Consider the following 16658-nt stretch of genomic DNA (forward strand, 5'->3'; position numbering starts at 1 on the left):
TCGATCGCATCGTCGCCGACGGCGTCACCACCCTGCACTTCGTGCCCGCGATGCTGCAGGCCTTTCTGGAGGCGCCGGAGGCCAGCTGTTGCGGCGGTCTACGGCGGGTGGTGTGCAGCGGCGAGGCCTTGCCCTTCGATCTCGAGCAGCGCTTTTTCGCCGCCCTGCCGGAGGTCGAGCTGCACAATCTCTACGGCCCCACCGAGGCCGCCGTGGACGTCACCGCCTGGCGCTGCCGGCCGGATTCCGAACGGCGTCCGGTGGCCATCGGCCGACCGATCCACAACCTGCGCATCTACCTCCTCGATCGCCGCTTCCGGCCGGTGCCGGTGGGGGTGGCGGGAGAGCTCTGGATCGGCGGCGTCGGCCTCGCCCGGGGCTACATCGGCCGCCCGGCGATGACCGCCGACCGCTTTCGGCCGGATCCCTTCGCCGCCGACGGCGGTGGTCGCCTCTACCGCACCGGCGATCTCGCCCGCTTCCTGCCGGAGGGCGACATCGACTATCTCGGGCGCGTCGATCACCAGGTCAAGGTGCGGGGCTTCCGCATCGAGCTCGGCGAGATCGAAGCGGTGCTGACGGAGCACCCGGCGGTGCGCGAAGCAGCGGTGCTGGCGCGCCAGGACGGCGGCGCCTCGGCGCGCTTGGTGGCCTACCTCACCAATCATGGTGAGGTCGACGAGGCAGCTCTCCGGCAGCATCTCGGCGAGCGTCTGCCGGACCACATGGTGCCGGCGGCCTTCGTCTTCCTCGAGGCCTTCCCCTTGAGCCCGAACGGCAAGCTCGATCGACGGGCTCTGCCGGAGCCGCAGTGGCGAGCCGCCGAGGGCGTTGGCGACGAAGCGCCTCGCGCCGGCCGGGAGGAGCTTCTGGCCGGCATTTGGCGCGATGTTCTAGGGGTCGACGAGGTCGGTCGCGGCGACAGCTTCTTCCGCCTGGGCGGAGACTCCATCAGCAGTCTGCAGGTGGTCGCACGAGCCGGTGCCGCCGGTCTCCGGCTGGAGGCTCGGTCGGTGTTCCAGCACCCCACCCTGGCGGCCCTGGCGGCGGCCGCTGAGGAGGTCGACGGCAGCTTGCCGGAGCAGGGACCGGTGGTCGGCGAGCAGATCCTGTCGCCGATCCAGCGCTGGTACTTCGAGACCGCCGGCCCGGTGCCGCAGCACTGGAACCAGTCGGTGCTGCTCGACCTCGACGACGGGCTGGAGGTGGCGCCGTTGATCGCCGCCTGGAGCGACGTCCTGGCGCATCACGATGGCCTGCGGGCCCGCTTCCGGGCGGTCGCCGGACCCTCCTGGCAGGCGCGGATCGCCGCTCCCGGTGAGCTGCAGCCGATCGCCGTCTACGACCTGGCGAATCCCGAGGATCCGGCCTACCGGGCGGCCCTGGCAGCGATCCAGGGCAGCCTCGACCTGGCCGAGGGTCCGCTGGTCGGAGTCGGTTTGCTGCGCTTCGCCAGCGGCGGGGGGCGGCTGCTGATCGCCATTCACCATCTGGTGATCGATGGCTACTCCTGGCGCCCATTGCTGGAGGATCTGTGGCTCGTCTACGCGGCTCGCCGGCGCGGCGAAGGGCCTGTCCTGCCGCCCAAGACGACCTCCTTCGAGGCCTGGAGCCGGACGCTTGCGGAGCAGGACCTGCCGGCTCCGGAGAGCGACTTCTGGCAGGACGCAGAAGCTTCCGCCGCGGAGCCATGCTTCGCCCAGGCGCCGGCCGAGCAGGAGGTCGAGGCGGCGGTGATTCGCCGCACCTGGGAGCTTTCCGAAGGCACTACCGAGGCGCTGGTGGGGAGCCTTGCGGCAGCCACCGGCGCGCGTCCGGACGAGCTCCTGCTGGCCGGACTGGCGCGAGCCCTCGGTGAGCTCTGTGAGCGCACCCGCCTGCGCATCGACCTCGAAGGGCACGGCCGCGATCTGCCGCTCGCGGGAGTCGATCTGTCGCGCACGGTGGGCTGGTTCACCGCGCTCTACCCTTTGAACCTCGACCTCTCGGCGGTCACGACCGCTGCCGACCTGGTGCGCACCGTCAAGCAGCGCAGTCGCAGCGTGCCGTCCGGCGGCACCGGCTACCTGCGCTGGCGGCGGGACAGTGCTCCGGCGGCCTCGGCGGAGGTGTTGTTCAACTACCTCGGGCGCCTCGATGGGTTGCTGCCGGAGGACTGCCCGTGGCGGCCCATCGACGCCGACCCCGGGCCTCAGCGGGCGCCTTCCGGGCGCCGTCGCTATGCCCTCGAGGTCGACGCCGCGATCTTCGAGGGTCGTTTGCGGATGACCTTGACCTTCGTACCCGGCCGGGTGGCGGAGAGCCTGGCGGCCGATCTCGGCGCCGCCACTCTGCGCTTTCTCGAAGAGCTGGTCGCGACGCCGCCAGCGGCCCCTTGGCGAGTGCCGGCAGAGTTTCCGCTGGCCGACCTCGATGGCGCCGGCCTCGACCGCGTCCTGGCCTGGGAGCCGGCCCTGCGGGATCTCTACCCGCTGACGCCGGTGCAGGAAGGGATGCTGTTCCACAGCCTCTATCGGCCGGGCGAAGGGGTGTTCGTCGAGCAGCTGGTCTGCGATCTCGGTGGCGACCTCGACCGGACGGCCTTCGAGGACGCCTGGCGGGTGGTCGCGGAACGCCATCCGGTCCTTGCCACCTCCTTTCAGTGGCAGGACTTGCCGCGACCGCACCAGGTGGTCGGGCCGGCCGCGGCGCCCGCCCTCGAAGTCGTCGAGGAGCTCGACCTCGAGGCCGATCGTCGCCGCGGCTTCGACCTTTCCCGGGCGCCCTTGATGCGTCTCGCCCTGACGCCGCGGCCGGAGGACGGCTGGCGCCTGGTGTGGACCTTCCATCACCTGATTCTCGATGGCTGGTCGGCGGCCCAGGTGATGTCCGAGGTGCTGACCCTCTACCGTGGTCGACGAGCGACCGATCTGCCGACGGTGGCGCCCTTCCGCGACTACGTCGCCTGGCTCGCCGAGGGCGACGACCAGGCGGAGGAAGACTATTGGCGCGGCGTCCTGGGCGACTTCTCGGCGGCGACGCCGCTGGGCGTCGATCGCCCGGCCGGCCGTCCGTCGACGCGCGGAGACTACGGCGGCGGTCCCGACCGCGGGCGCCGCGAGCGCACCGTGGAGTCCGCCTTGGTCACTCGCCTCGAGCACCAGGCCCGGTGTCACGGTCTCACCTTCGCCACCCTGCTGCAGGGTGCCTGGGGCCTGGTGCTGAGCCGCTACAGCGGTCAGCGCGATGTGCTCTTCGGGGCCACCGTCGCCGGTCGACCGGCGGAGCTGCCCGGGGTCGAGGCTCTCGTCGGGCTGTTCATCAACACCCTGCCGGTGCGGCTGCAGCTTGCCGCTGATGCCACCGTCGGCGAGTGGCTGGAGGGCTTGCAGGCGGCCTCCGTCGAGCGCCGCCGTTGGGAGCACGCTGCCCTCGGCCGGGTGCAGGGCTGCAGCGCCGTGGCGGCCGGAGAGCCGCTGTTCGAGAGCCTGCTGGTGATCGAGAACTATCCCTTCGACGAAGCGCTGCTGTCGGCCGATGGCCTGGTCCAGGGCCGTCCCGAGTTCCGCGAGCAGACCAATGACCCGCTGGTGCTGGTGGTGACCCCCGGAAGGCAACTCGAGCTGCGCGTCGGCTACGACCGCGAGCGCCTGACCGATGCCGCCGCGGCTGCGGTCCTGGGGCACTTCGAGCAGGCCCTCGAAGAGCTCGGCCGGGCTCTCGAGGCGGAGACGGCGATCGCCCTCGGCGACCTCTCCTTGCTCACCGCCGAGGAGCGCCACCAAGTTCTGGAGGCGTGGAACCGGCCGCCCGTCGACTATCGCGCCGACGGCTTGCTGCACCATGCCACCGAGGGCTGGGCCCAACGTATGCCCGAGGCGGTGGCGGTGTGGTGCGAGGGCCGCACGTTGACCTACGGCGAGCTCAACGCCCTCGCCAACCGCTTGGCCCATCGCCTGATCCGCCTCGGGGTGGTTCCGGACCAGCCGGTCGGGGTGTCCCTCGAGCGCTCGCCGGAGCTGGTGGCGGCGCTGCTCGGCATCTCGAAGGCCGGTGGCGCCTACGTGCCCCTCGATCCCGCCTATCCGGAGCAGCGGCGGCGCCAGATCGCCGCCGACGTCGGTCTCGAGCTGCTGGTGGCGGCCGACGGCGCCGGCATCGACGGTCTGCGCACCGTCAGCCTGGCGCACGTCGGGGGCGAGCACGACCACGACCCGCGGGTCGATATCGGCCCCGAAAACCTCGCCTACATCATCCACACCTCGGGCTCGACGGGGCGGCCGAAGGGCGTGATGATCCCCCATCGCGGGGTGGTCAATCGCCTGACCTTCGCCCCGGCCGCCGGACACCTGCGATCGGGGGACCGCTTCCTCCACAAGGCGTCGATCAGCTTCGATGTCTCGGTGTTGGAGATCTTCCTGCCGCTGCTCGCCGGCGGCCGCGTGGTGATGGCCCGCCCGGGCGGGCACCAGGAGCCCAGCCATCTCGCCGCCCTGGTGCGCGACCAGGGCGTTCACCAGGGAATCTTCACCCCTTCGCTGCTGCGCCTCTTGCTCGACGAGGAGGCCTTCGCCGAGGCGCCGGCACTGCACAGCGTGGCGTCGAGCGCCGAGGCCCTGCCGGTGGACCTGCGGGAGCGCTTCTTCGCCGTCTCGAGCGCCGACCTCTACAACCGTTACGGACCCACCGAGGCGTCGATCGCCGCCACCTCCTGGCACTGCCTGCCGGAGGCGGTGGAGGACCGCGTGCCGATCGGCCGGCCGATCGCCCGGGCGCGCATCTATGTGGTCGACGACCAGCTCCGGCCGGTGCCGGCGGGGGTTCCCGGAGAGCTGCTGATCGGCGGACCCGGCCTGGCCCGCGGCTACCTCCGTCGACCGGCTCTGACCGGTGAGCGCTTCGTGCCCGATCCCTTCGCGTCGCACCCCGGGGCGCGTCTCTACCGCACCGGCGACCGGGTGCGCTGGCGTGCCGACGGCGCCATCGAGTTTCTCGGCCGCATCGACCACCAGGTCAAGGTGCGCGGCCATCGGGTCGAGCCCGGCGAGATCGAGGCCGTTCTCGAGTCATTGCCGGGAGTCGAAGAGGGGTTGGTGGTCGACCGGCCGGTGAGTGGCGGCCACGTGCGCCTGGTGGCCTATGTCCGCGGCGCCGCCGGCGACGGCGGCGGGTTCGATGGCGGTGGACTCGATGGCGGCGACCTGCGCCGTCTGCTGGGGGAGGTCTTGCCGGAGTACATGGTGCCATCGGCGGTAGTGGTGCTCACAGACATTCCGCGCACCCCCAACGGCAAGGTCGACCGCCGGGCGCTGCCGGATCCGGACTGGGGTAGCGATCAGCCCCGGCGGCAGGCGACGACGCCAGCGGAGGAGTCCCTGGTGGCAGTCTGGCAGCAGGTTCTCGGAGTGCCCGAGGTGGGGGTCGACGACGACTTCTTCGAGCTCGGCGGCGACTCCATCCTGAGTATCCGGGTGGTGGCGAAGGCGCGTCAGGCCGGATTCGAGGTGAGCGTCCGGCAGATCTTCGAGGAGCGCACCGTGGCGCGGCTGGCGGCGGTTGCGGGAAGTGCCGCGGCGACGCGGGCGGAGCAGGGGCCGGTGGTCGGCGAGGCACCGCTGACGCCGATCCAGCGGCGCTTCCTCGAGCAGCCGGGGCCGGCTCCTGGGTGGTTCAACCAGGCCCTGGTGCTCGAGCTGCGCCAGGCGCCGGAAGCGGCGTTGCTGGAAGCCGCTCTCGGCGCCTTGCTGAGCCATCACGATGCCCTGCGGGGACGTTTCGAGCTGGGCGAAGACGGCTGGTCCCAGAGCTTCGGCGCGCCGCTCTCGGCGCCGGTGGAAGGAGCCCAAGGCGGCCCGCTGGTGGTTTCTGTCGAGCTGGCCGGCTTGGCGCCGGAGCAGGCCGAGGAGCGCTTCGCAGCGGCGGCGGAAGAGGCCCAGCGCAGCCTCGATCTGGAGCACGGTCCGCTGCTGCGGGCGGTGCTCGCGACGGGGCCGGAGCCGCGGCTGCTGCTGGTGATCCATCACCTGGTGGTGGACGGCGTTTCCTGGCGCATTCTGGCGGAAGACCTCGAGACCGCCTGGAGTCAGCTCGCCGCCGGCGAAGAGGTGCGGCTACCGCCCAAAACGACCTCCTTCAAGGCCTGGGCCGACTGGCTCGCCGAGGCGTCGCGCTTCGCCACCGAGGGCGACTTTTGGGCCCGTCAGGGAAAGCCGGTGATGGCCCTGCCGCAGGACTCTCCGCAGGCCGACTTCGGAGTCGTCGGGGAGGCCGAAGAGGTGGTCGTGACCTTGCCGCCGGAGGACACCGAGAAGCTCCTGTCGGAAGTCCCGAAGGCCTACGACACGGGGCTCGACGATGCTCTGTTGGCGACCCTGGGACGGACGCTGGCGGCGTGGAGCGGTGGCGAACGGGTGCGGGTCGACGTGGAAGCACACGGCCGCGAAGAGCTCAGCACCGAGATCGACCTCACCCGCACCGTCGGCTGGCTGACGGCGCTCTACCCCCTCACCTTGGCGGTGGCGGCGACGGATGGCGTGCTGGACAGCTTGGTCGCGGTCAAGGAGCTGCGCCGCTCGGTGCCGTCGGGCGGCCTCGGCCATGGCTTCTGGGCCGAGCGCCGAAGGGCGGCAGGGCAGCCGCCGCCGGTCGCCGAGGTGAGCTTCAACTACCTCGGCCTGGTGGCGGTGGAATCCGCCCCCAGCGACGATGGCTCCGCCTGGGCGCGACCGGCGGCGGTCTCGCCGGGGCCGACGCGCCATCCGGGAGGAAGCCGTCGCCATCGACTCGAGGTCGAGGCCCAGCGCGACGAGCGCGGCCTGACCCTGCGCTGGCGCTTCGATCCCGCCAACTATCGGCGCGACACGCTGCTCGCCCTGGCCGAGAGTCAGCTCGCCGAGCTGCGGGCGTTGATCGCCGCTTGTCAGGCGCCCGGCGTCGGGGGCTACACGCCCTCCGACTTCCCCGACGTCGACCTCGACCAGGATTCCCTCGACAGCATTCTGTCGAGCCTCGGCGATTCCCTCGGCGACGAAGGAGGGGTGTCGTGAAGCGGCGCGGCATCGAAGCCATCGGCTACCTCTCGCCGGTGCAGCACGGCATTCTGCTGCACAGCCTCGAGGCGCCGCAGGTCGGGGTGTACCTCGGTCAGACCGCCTGGCTCCTCGACGGCGATCTCGACGACGACGCCTTCCGCGGCGCCTGGGAGGAAGCCCTGGCCCGCCACGGCGTGCTGCGCACCTCATTCCGCTGGGAGGGCCTCGACGAGCCGGTGCAGGTGGTTCACGAGCGGGCGGCGCTGCCCCTGACTCGCCTCGACTGGAGCGAGCGGCCGGCCGGCGAGCAAGAGGCGGCCTTCGAAGACCTTCTGGCGGCCGACCGGCGGCAGCCCTTCGACGTCACCCGGCCGCCCTTGATGCGGCTGGTTCTGGTGCGCCTGGGAGAGCGGAGCCACCGCCTGCTGTGGAGCAGTCACCACGTCCTCCTCGACGGCTGGTCGAAGGCCCAGGTGCTGGCCGAGGTGGTGCTGGCCTACGAGGCTACCGTTGCCGGCCGGCCCTTTCGTCTGCCGCAGCCGCGGCCCTACCTCGACTACATCCGCTGGCTGCGGGGGCAGGACGCCGCCGCCCTCGAGAGCTTCTGGCGACCTCGCCTGGCGGGCTACGGCGAGGCGGTGCGGCTGGCCCGGCCGGGGTCGGTGGCGGGGGAAGGCGAGGGCGAGAACGGTGTCGTCGACCCGCAGGCGACCCTGCCGGGGGTCGTCGAGGCCGAGTGGAGCGACCGGCAGACCGCCGACCTCGAGTCCTTTGCGGCGAGCCGCGGACTGACCGTCAACAGCCTGGCTCAGGCCGCCTGGGCCCTGGTGCTGGGGCGCTATGGCCGCTCTCGCGATGTCATCTTCGGCGCCGTGCTGTCGGGGCGGCCGACGGATCTCGCGGGCGTCGAGTCGATGGTCGGGCTGTTCATCAACACCCTGCCGCTGCGCGTCGCCCTGCCCGCCGATGGCCGCGCCTCCGAGCTGCTGAGCGCTCTCGCCGGCGACCAGGTCGGCCTGCTCGAGGTGCAGCACAGCTCCTTGGTGGAGGTGCAGCGCTGGTCCGAGCTGGCAGCCGGAGAGGAGCTCTTCGAGAGCATCCTGGTGTTCGAGAACTACCCCGCCGACGAGCGTGCCGAGAAGGTGCTCGATCTCTCGCCGCCACGGGTGATCTCGACCACCAACTATCCGTTGACCGTCACGGTGATGCCGGAGCGACGGTTGCGGCTCCAGATCCAGTACCGGCGCGACCTTTACGACGCCGTCGACGTCGAGCGCTGGCGCGATCACTTCGGGCGCTGCCTGGAGCTGCTGTCGAGCCGGCCCGAGACCACCCTCGAAGAGCTTCAGGGGCTGACCGAGGCCGAGCGCCGGCAGGTGGTGGAGACCTGGAACGACACCGACCACCCCTACGCGATCACCACCCTGACCGAGCTGCTCGCCGCCCAGGCCGAGCGCACGCCGACGGCCACCGCCCTGCTGTACGAAGGCGACAGCATGACCTTCGCCGACCTCGACCGCCGTGCCGCCGACCTCGCCCGGGTGCTGGTCGCCGCCGGCGTCGGCCCCGAGCAGCGGGTCGGAATCCACCTCGAGCGCTCTCTCGAGCTGATGGTGGCCCTGGTGGCGGTGCTCAAGGCCGGCGGCGCCTACGTTCCCCTCGACCCGGAGTATCCGCCGGCGCGCCTGAGGGACATGGCGGCCCAGGCGGAGCTGGCGGTGGTGCTCAGCCGCGCCGATCACGAGGCCGCGGTCGAGCTGTTCGCCGCTTCGGTGCTGCGCCCCGATCAGCGGCCGCTGGAGGAGGCCCAGGCGTCGCTGCCGCGCCGGCACCACCCCGATCAGCTCGCCTACACCATCTTCACCTCCGGCTCGACGGGCCGCCCGAAGGGCGCCATGAACAGCCACCGGGCGATCGTCAACCGTCTGCTTTGGATGCAGCACCACTTCCGCCTGACGCCCCAGGACACGGTGCTCCAGAAGACGCCGATCAGCTTCGACGTCTCCGTCTGGGAGCTCTTCTGGCCGCTGATCGTCGGCGCGCGGCTGGTGCTGGCGCGGCCCGCTGGCCATCGCGACGTCGCCTATCTGGTAGACCGCATCGTCGCCGATGAGGTCACCACCCTGCACTTCGTGCCGTCGATGCTCGAGGCCTTTCTGGAGGCGCCGGAGGCGCGCCGCTGCACCGGCCTGGCGCGCGTCGTCTGCAGTGGCGAGGCGCTGCCCTACGAGCTCGAGCAGCGCTTCTTCGAGGCCCTGCCGGAGGTCGAGCTGCACAACCTCTACGGCCCGACGGAGGCTGCCGTCGACGTCACCGCCTGGCGCTGCTCGCCGAGCTCCCGGCGGCGGCCGGTGTCGATCGGCAGAGCGATTCACAACCTGCGCATCTACCTCCTCGACGAGGCCTTCCGGCCGGTCCCGCCGGGAGTCGCCGGTGAGCTCTACATCGGCGGCGTCGGGCTCGCCCGCGGCTATGTCGGCCGCCCGGGGCTGACTGCCGAGCGCTTTCTGCCGGATCCGCTGGGGAGAACTCCGGGAGCGCGCCTCTACCGCACCGGTGACCTAGCGCGCTTTCTGCCGGACGGCGATATCGAGTACCTCGGTCGCCTCGACCACCAGGTCAAGATCCGCGGCTTCCGCATCGAGCTCGGCGAGATCGAAGCCGCTCTGGTGAGCCATCGGCAGGTGGCTCGGGCGGTGGTGGTGGTGCGCCAGGACGGCCCCGGCAGCGGCCGCCTGGTGGCTTTCCTGGTGGCGGCCGATGGCGCCGATCCCGCGGTCGACGAGCTGCGCGGCCACCTCGCCGAGCGCCTTCCGGACTACATGGTTCCGGCGGTGCTCGTCCGTCTCGACGAGATCCCCCTTTCGCCCAACGGCAAGGCCGACCGCAAGGCGCTGATGGCCCACGACCTGCCCGCCGGCGTCGACGGCGGGACGTCGGGGGCGGCGCCGCGCACGCCGGCGCAGCAGCTGGTGGCGGGAATCTGGTGTGAAGTCTTGGGGTTGCCGGAAGTCCGTCTGGGGCAGAGCTTCTTCGAGCTCGGCGGCCATTCGCTGCTCGCCACCCGGGTGGTCTCCCGCCTGCGCCAGGCCTTCGGCGTGTCGTTGCCGGTGGGTTCGCTGTTCGAGTACCCGACGGTCGAAGCGCTGGCGGCGGCGGCCGAGGCGGCGCGGCGCTCACCGACTAACGAGGGCGAGAGCGTCGAGCTCGAGGCGCAGCCCTACGACGGAGCCGAGGCCGCCTCCTTCGCGCAGCAGCGCATGTGGCTGCTCGATCGCCTCGAACCCGGCAGCCCGGCCTACAACCTGCCCTTTGCGGTCGACCTCCGCGGCGCCCTCGAGGTGCCGCGGCTGGTGGCCGCTTTGCGCGCTCTGCTGCACCGTCACGAAGTGCTGCGCACGGTGCTCGAGGACGGTGATGACGGGCTTCTGCAGCGGGTTCTCGAGGACTTGCCGCCGGCGCTGCGCGAGATCGACCTCGGCTCGCTGCCGTCGGCGCGCCGGGCGGGAGAGATCGAGCGAGTCTCCCAGCAGGCCGCCGCGGCGCCCTTCGATTTGCGTCGGGGACCGCTTTACCGGGGCGTCTTTTTCCGGCTCGGATCGTCGGCGGAGGAGGCCCGATCGGAGCCGGCACCGCGCTTTCGCTTTCTCGCCACCCTCCACCACGCCATCGCCGATGGCTGGTCCCTCGAGGTGATGACCCGCGAGCTGTCGCAGCTCTACGCGGACAGCTCCGCCCTCGAAGATGCGCCGTTGGCGCTGCAGTACCGCGACTACGCCCGCTGGCAGCGGCGCTCCTTGACCGCCGAGCGCACCGCCGCCCTGGTCGAAGACTGGCGACGCGACCTCGGCGGTGCTGTTCCGCCGGCCCTCGAGCTGCCGACGGACCGGCCGCGGCCGGCGGTCCAGACCTTCCGCGGCGCCACCCTGCGGCGCCTGCTGCCGGCCGCTGACGAGGCCGCCTTCGAGGCCTTCTGCCGACAGCGCGGCATCACCCTGTTCATGGGGCTGATGGGGGTCTGGATGGCGCTCCTGGCGCGCTATTCCGGAGCCCGCGAGCTGACCGTCGGCACGCCGGTGGCGAATCGGCCGCGGGCCGAGCTCGAGGGCCTGATCGGCTTCTTCGTCAACACCCTGACGATCCGTGGCGAGGTCGCGCCGGCGACCGCCTTCGACGACCTCGCCGGGGCGCTGCGCGACACCACCTTGAGCGCCTTCGCCAAGCAGGAGCTGCCCTTCGAGCGCCTGGTGGAGGCGCTGCAGCCGGAGCGCGATCTCTCCCGCGAGCCGCTCTTCCAGGTGATGATGATCCTGCAGAACACGCCGCAGCGGCGCCTCGACTTTGCCGGCGTCGAGGCCGCCCCGGCGAGCTTCGGCGGCACCACCTCGCGCTTCGACATCACCCTCTCCCTGACTTCCCGTGACGAAGGCCTCGAAGAGGTCTGGACCTACCGCACGGACCTCTTCGACGGCAGCACCATGGAGCGCCTGCGACGCCACTTCGTGGCCTTGCTGGCCGAGGTCCAGCGGCGTCCGGAGACGGCCCTCCGGGAGCTGCCCTTGCTCGCCACCAGCGAGCGTCACCAGCTGCTGTGGGAGTGGAACGACGCGGCGCGCGCCTATCCGGCCCAGACCTGGCACCAGGCCTTCGCGGATCTGGTCGCCGCTTGGCCCGATCGGGTGGCCGTCTGGATGGACCGGGGCGGCCTCTCCTTCGGCGCCCTCGACGCTGCCGCCGAGGCCCTCGCCGACCGGCTGGCGGCGAACGGCATCGGCCCCGAGATCGGGGTGGCGGTCAGCCTCGAGCGCTCGCCGGAGATGGTGGTGGCTTTGCTCGCCATCGCCAAGGCCGGGGGCTGGTATCTGCCCCTCGATCCGGCGCTGCCGGCGGGGCGCCTGCGCTTCATCGCCGCCGACTCGGGGGTGGCGCTGGTGCTGTCGTCGCGCCGGGTCTTGAGCGAAGTCGCAGCGCTGCTGCCGGCCGGTCTGCCGGCGCTGGTGCTCGACGAGAAGGTGACGGACGCGCCGCCGGCGCCGCGCCCGCGGGTCGATCCGGCGATGGCCGCCTACGTGCTCTACACCTCCGGCTCGACGGGACGCCCAAAAGGAGTGCAGGTACCGCATGGTGCGCTGCTGAGCTTCCTGCGTTCGATGGCCGAGGCGCCCGGTCTCGAGGCCGACGACGTCCTGCTCGCCGTCACCACCCTGTCCTTCGACATCGCCGGCCTCGAGCTCTTCTTGCCGCTGCTCACCGGCGCCCGGCTGGTGATCGCCGGACGGGAACAGGCGGCCGATGGCGCCGCGCTGCGCCGCCAGATCGAAGACACCGGCACCACCGTTCTCCAGGCCACCCCGGCCACCTGGCGATTGCTGGTGGAGGGGCGTTGGCCGACGACGCGCCTGAAGGTTCTGTGCGGTGGTGAGGCGCTGCCGCGGGAGCTGGCGGATCAGCTGGTGGCGCGTGGCTCCGAGGCCTGGAACCTCTACGGGCCGACGGAAACCACCATCTGGTCGGCCCGGCGCCGCCTGGGCCGCGAAGCGACCGTCTCCATCGGCCGGCCGATCGCCAACACCCGCATCCAGATTCTCGACCCGCTGGGGCGGCCGGCGCCGGTCGGCGTGGCCGGCGAGCTGCTGATCGCCGGCGCCGGCCTGGCGCGCGGCTATCTCGGCCGTCCGGCCCTCACCGCCGAGCGCTTCGTACCCGATCCCTGGGCGCCGGAGGCCGGCAGTCGCCTCTATCGCACCGGTGATCTGGCGCGCTGGCGGGCCGACGGCGAGATCGATTTCCTCGGCCGCCTCGATCACCAGGTCAAGGTGCGCGGCTTTCGCATCGAGTTGGGCGAGATCGAAGCCGTCCTGGAGGCCCAGCCGGAAGTGGCCCAGGCGGTGGTGGTGGCGATCCCGGGGACCGGCCCCGCGGCCGGCGAATCTCACCTCGTGGCCTGGCTGGTGGGGGAGGAGCTGGACGCCAAGGAGCTGGATGCCGCCGAGCTGCGCCGCCGCCTGCTCGCCTCGCTGCCGGACTCCATGGTGCCGGTTGCCTTCTCGTGGCTGCCGGAGCTGCCCCTCACGCCCAACGGCAAGGTCGACCGCAAGGCGTTGACGGGGCGCGGCTTGCCGCAGGCCGAACGGCCCGGCGGCCGGCCGCCGACGGAGGGCTTGGAGCAACGCTTGGCGGAGCACTTCGCGGCCGTTCTCGGGCGACGCGGGGTTGCTGCCGACGAGGATTTCTTCGGCCTCGGCGGCCACTCCCTGGCGGCGGCGCGGCTGCTGGCGCGGCTCAGCGACGATCTGGGGCGGGAGCTGCCCCTGCGGGCCCTGTTCGAGGCCCCGACGGTCGCAGGCCTCGCGGCGCGCCTGGCCGAGCTGCCGGCTGATCCGGCGGACGATCGGCTCGCCGGCGAAACGGCGGTCGACGCCTTGTCGCCGGCGCCGGCGGGCTCTGGGGATGCACCGCTGTCCTTCGCTCAGCAGCGCCTCTGGTTCCTCGATCACCTCGCGCCGGGTATGGCGACCTACAACCTGGCGGTGGTGCTCGATCTGCGCGGTGACCTCGATGGGGCCGCCCTGGCCGCCGTCAGCGATCAGATCTTGCGGCGTCACGAGGTGCTGCGGACGCGCTATCCGGAGGCCGATGGCGTGCCGGTGCAGCGGGTCGACGCGGCGAACGGCGAAGTCCTGCAGCGCCTCGATCTGACGGCGCTGCAGGAAGCGCGACGGATGGCGCTCGCCGAGAGCATCCTGGCCGCCGAGATCGCGCGGCCCTTCGACCTCGGCGCCGGGCCGGTGATGCGCTTGCTGTTGGTGCGCCTGGCAGAGGATCACCATCGCCTCGCCCTCACCCTCCATCACATCGCCGGCGACGCCTGGTCGATGGGAGTGCTGGTCGACGAGCTGTCCTCCGGCTACGCCGCCCGCCGGCGGGCTGGCGATGCGCGCCTCGCGGACCTGCCGGTGCAGTACGGCGACTACGCCCGCTGGCAGCGGGCTCGGCTGAACCCGCAGCGAGTCGAAGGCCTACTCGCCTACTGGCGCCGGCGCCTGGGGGAGCGGCCCGAGGTGCTCGAGCTGCCCACCGATCGCCCGTGGCCGGCGGTGCCGAGTCATCGCGGTGGCACCGTTCGCGACCAGCTCTCGGGAGCGACCGCCGGGCGCCTCGAGGCCTTCGCCGCGGCCCATGGCGCGACCGCCTTCATGGTCCTGCTGGCGGCCTATCAGGGCCTGCTGGCGCGCCTCAGCGGCCAGCGCCAGGTGATCGTCGGGTCACCCGTCGCCAACCGCCCGCGGCCTGAGCTCGAAGGCCTGGTGGGTTTCTTCGTCAACACCTTGCCGCTGGCAGCGACGGTCGAGGGCGAAGACAGCTTCGAGTCGCTGCTCGAGAAGGTGCGGCACGGGGTGCTCGACGATCTGGCGCATCAGGACCTGCCCTTCGAACGCCTGGTGGAAGAGCTCTCGACCGACCGCGAGCGCGCCCGCGAGGCCCTCTTCCAGGTGATGTTGGTGGTGCAGAACGCGCCCCGCGAGTCGTTGCGCCTGCCGGGCCTCGAAATCGCCATCGATGAGCCCGAGCTCGGCGTCGCCAAGTTCGATCTCACCCTGCAGGCCATCCCGCGGCAGAGCGGCGGCTTCGAGCTCGCCCTCAACTACGCCAAGGACCTGTTCGACGAGGTTTCCGCCCGCCGTTTGCTGGAGCGCTATGGGCGCTTCCTCGCCCATGGCCTGGAAAGCCCCGAAAAGAGCCTGGCGTCCCTCGACTGGCTGTCGCCCATCGAGCGTCAAGCGGTGCTCGACGAGTGGGGGCAGGGCGATCCCCTGACGCCGGTTCCGATGTCCCTCGTCGACCTGTTCACCATCGTCTGCCAGGAACGTCCGGACTTGGTGGCGCTGGCCTGGGAAGGCGGCGCCATCAGTTACGGCGAGCTCGACCGCCGTAGCGACCGTCTGGCGCAGCACCTGCGGGCGGCGGGGGTCGGCACCGACTGCACCGTGGGCCTGTTCCTCGAGCGCTCCCCAGATTGGGCCCTCGCCATCCTCGCCGTCAGCAAGGCGGGCGGCGCCTGGGTGCCCCTCGATCCGGCCTATCCGGCCGAGCGCCTCGGCTACATGATCGAGACCGCCGCCTGCCGGCTGGTGGTGGCCCATCGGGCGATCGCCGAGAGCCTCCCGAAGGCGGCTCCGAAGGTGAGCATTCTCGAAGACCTGCTCGCCGCGGCGGCGCCGCCCGTGTCCTTGCCGGCGGTGCCGATGGACGCCCTCGCCTACGTCATCTTCACCTCCGGCTCGACCGGCCGGCCGAAGGGCGTCGGGGTTTCCCATCAGGGCCTCGCCGGCTTGGTGCACACGGGACGGTTGGCCCTCGATCTCGACGGCCCGTCGCGCATCTTGCAGTTCGCTTCGCCGAGCTTCGACGGCTCGGTGGCGGAGATCGTGCCGACCCTGGCGAGCGCCGCCACCCTGTGCTTTGCGGACTCCAGCGCGCTGATGCCCAGCCCGGCTTTCGGCGACCTGCTCGAGCGCCTCGCGATCACCGCCTCCTTCCTGCCCCCGTCGTCCTTGAGCGCGATTCCCGAGCGCCCCTATCCGGCCTTCCGCCGGCTGGTGGTCGCCGGCGAGGCGTGCAGCCCACAGGTGGCCCAGCGCTGGTCGACGGAGCACCGCCGGGTGGTCAACGGCTACGGCCCCACCGAGGCCACGGTGTGGGTCAGCAGCCTGCTGTTCGAGGACCGCATGCATCTCGGCAGCGCCAACGTCGGCTGCCGCCTGCTGGTGCTCGATCGCCGCCAGCGGCCGGTCCCTCCGGGAGCTCCCGGTGAGCTGTGCGTCGCCTCGCCGGGACTGGCGCGGGGCTATCTCGGGCTGCCGGCGAGGACCGCCCAGAGCTTCGTTCCGGATCCCTTCCCGGGAGCCTCCGCCGGCGGCCGTCTCTACCGTACCGGCGATCTGGTGCGCTGGAACCATCGCGGCGAGCTCGAGTTCCTCGGTCGCCTCGATCACCAGGTCAAGGTGCGCGGCTTTCGCATCGAGCTGGGCGAGATCGAGGCCGCTCTCGCCGCCCACGAAGAGGTGCTGCAGAGCTGCGTAGTGGTCGACGGCAGCGGGGCCGACAAGCGGCTGGTGGCCTATCTGGTCGGTCCGTCGGGGGACGACTCGCCGCCCGCCGAGGCCGGTGAGCTGATCGCAGACCGGCTGGCGGCGGAAGAGATCAAGGGCTGGCTGGAGGAGACGCTGCCGGACTACATGGTGCCGCCGGTGATTCTCTGGCTCGCGGCCTTGCCGGTGACCGCCAATGGCAAGGTCGATCGCCGCGCCCTGCCGGCGCCGCCGGCCGTCGACGGCGGCGGGGCGGCACCGCGCACGCCCCTCGAGGAGCTCCTCGCCGGCTTGTGGGCGGAGACCTTGCGCCTCGAACAGGTGGGGGCCGACGGCGCCTTCTTCGAGCTCGGCGGCCACTCGCTGATGGCGACCCAGCTGATGGCCCGCATCCGCCAGGCCCTGGGCCTCGACCTCCCGTTGAGCGCTCTCTTCGAGGCCTCGACGCCGCGCGCCATGGCCGCCGTCGTCGAGCAGGCGCGCCAAGGCGAGGAGATCCCACCGATCACGCCGGTGGCCGGCGATCGCGACCTGCCGCTGTCCTACTCCCAGCTCC

At 71.9% G+C, this 16658-nt stretch carries 2 protein-coding genes (both only partly in view); both read left to right on the forward strand.

The features are described 5' to 3' along the window. On the forward strand, nt 1-7025 hold the 3' portion of the coding sequence (locus AAF604_09580; protein ID MEM7049901.1) for an amino acid adenylation domain-containing protein. 4993 nt of this gene lie to the left of the window's left edge; the window shows 7025 of its 12018 coding nt (coding positions 4994-12018); its start codon lies beyond the left edge, outside the window; it ends in the stop codon at nt 7023-7025. Then, on the forward strand, nt 7022-16658 hold the 5' end (the start) of the coding sequence (locus AAF604_09585) for a non-ribosomal peptide synthase/polyketide synthase (GenBank protein MEM7049902.1). The gene runs 40931 nt beyond the window's last position; only the first 9637 of its 50568 coding nucleotides appear in the window; its start codon is at nt 7022-7024; its stop codon lies beyond the right edge, outside the window. Before AAF604_09580 ends, AAF604_09585 begins: the two co-directional genes overlap by 4 nt.

The sequence above is a fragment of the Acidobacteriota bacterium genome (genome assembly GCA_039028635.1).
GTDB lineage: Bacteria > Acidobacteriota > Thermoanaerobaculia > Multivoradales > JBCCEF01 > JBCCEF01.